The organism is Colwellia sp. 12G3 (assembly GCF_002836775.1).
Classification (GTDB): Bacteria; Pseudomonadota; Gammaproteobacteria; order Enterobacterales; family Alteromonadaceae; genus Colwellia.
The window spans coordinates 1-1,386 of the sequence record NZ_PJAQ01000052.1; the positions used below are offsets into that span (position 1 = coordinate 1).

The 1,386-nt window shown below is 35.9% G+C and carries 3 protein-coding genes; all 3 read left to right on the forward strand.

The window, feature by feature from the left end:
• Positions 1-36 precede the first annotated feature (36 nt).
• The 3 genes from CXF71_RS11910 (at position 37) to CXF71_RS11925 (ending at position 1,326) form a co-directional block, all read left to right on the forward strand.
• The gene (locus CXF71_RS11910; RefSeq protein ID WP_101233176.1) at positions 37-282 is read left to right on the forward strand and encodes a hypothetical protein; all 246 of its coding nucleotides are present in this window, start codon (positions 37-39) and stop codon (positions 280-282) included.
• Between the two features lie 124 nt (positions 283-406).
• A complete protein-coding gene (locus tag CXF71_RS11915) occupies positions 407-766 on the forward strand; it encodes a VOC family protein (protein WP_054203729.1) in 360 nt (119 codons plus the stop codon).
• A gap of 110 nt (positions 767-876) precedes the next feature.
• On the forward strand, positions 877-1,326 hold the full coding sequence (locus CXF71_RS11925; RefSeq protein ID WP_198559878.1) for a hypothetical protein: 450 nt from the start codon (positions 877-879) through the stop codon (positions 1,324-1,326).
• Positions 1,327-1,386: the final 60 nt, after the last annotated feature.

Here is a 1,386-nt window from a genome sequence, read left to right on the forward strand (position 1 = left end):
GGGCGTTATATTTACTTTGATTTTGGAGTGTAATTTATGAATTCTGCGACAATAGAAAAGTATCAGGGGTACTATAAAATTGTTAAAGAGCCGCGATCTTTAAAAACCCATAATTCTGCGTCTTGGGTAAAAATAGTGAAACTATTAAATGGCAAAGAAAAAGCTTCATTTGATGAACTAACTTTAACAGTCAAAGGGCATCTTCATAATGGTGACATCCCTGACAATGAATATCGATTTATAATTTATTGCATAAAAAGCAATTGGTTAGGTGCAGTGTAAATATAACAAGAACTTCAAGAGGGACAAAATAAAGTTGGCTGTTTTGTTCACTACGTTCACCTATTTTAGCCAACTCTATTTTGCCCCTTAAGTGGGCGTTAGGTGAAAAGGAGGTTAAGCATCTATGGATAATCCATCAACTTTATTAGTCGTTCAAGACCTTCTTATTTCAAAAAAGTTCTACGTTGATGTCCTTGGTCTAATTCTTGTCGAAGAATATGAAGACAGTTTAAAGCTTAAAAGTGGCTCACATAATGTGTTTATGTTTGGAGGAGCAATGGTGGCAACAAACTATGAGCACGGATTTAATTCCAATTCATCATTGGTGCTTACTGTTAGTAATTTGGATGAAAAAATTGACGAGTTAAAGTCAAAAGGTGTTGTTTTTGTACATAAATCACCTCATGAAAATAGGTGGGGTCGCTATGCCGCTTTTAAAGACCCATCAGGGATCGTAAATGAACTAATGGAATTTTTCACCTAACAAGCTGTTAAACAAGGACAAAAAACAGTTGGCTTTTGCTCCTTCGTCGCTTATTTTAACCAACTATTTTTTGCCTGTTAACAGGGCGTTAGCCATACATAAGGAACTGCATGAGCTTTGTTGCAAGTATAAAGAAAGATATCTGGAATCTCGGAGCTGTTTGTTTTTTTATTTGGCTAGGCTTTATGGCTATAGTTTATGCAATGGATCTTTTTGACATTGAAGGGCCTTCTCTGTGTTCCTATACAGACGTAGCAGAATTTACATCTCCAAATGGTAAAAAAATTGCAAAGCTTGGTTATTCTGATTGTGGTGCGACTACAAGTTGGCAATCGGGTATACGCATCGTTGATGTTGAAACGGGTAAAGTATTTAGAGGCTTGTTTGGACTGGATGGGAAACCTGAAAGTTTACAAGTTAATTGGAAATCTAATACAAAGTTAATTGTTGCTAATTTTCCAATTAAAAACTTACTTTGGTTTAAAAATGATAACTTTGCAGGCGCATGGATAGAACTTCAGCCAAGTATGGCTAACAAGTCGTTAAAGCAGGACAAATAACAGTTGGCTTTTGCTCCTGCGTCGCTTATTTTAGCCAACATATTATTTGCCTCTTAACGA

What these genes read in the sequence shown, in the direction of transcription:
- CXF71_RS11910 (WP_101233176.1), top strand. Translation starts at nt 37, where the DNA reads ATGAATTCTGCGACAATAGAAAAGTATCAGGGGTACTATAAAATTGTT.
- CXF71_RS11915 (WP_054203729.1), top strand. Translation starts at nt 407, where the DNA reads ATGGATAATCCATCAACTTTATTAGTCGTTCAAGACCTTCTTATTTCA.
- CXF71_RS11925 (WP_198559878.1), top strand. Translation starts at nt 877, where the DNA reads ATGAGCTTTGTTGCAAGTATAAAGAAAGATATCTGGAATCTCGGAGCT.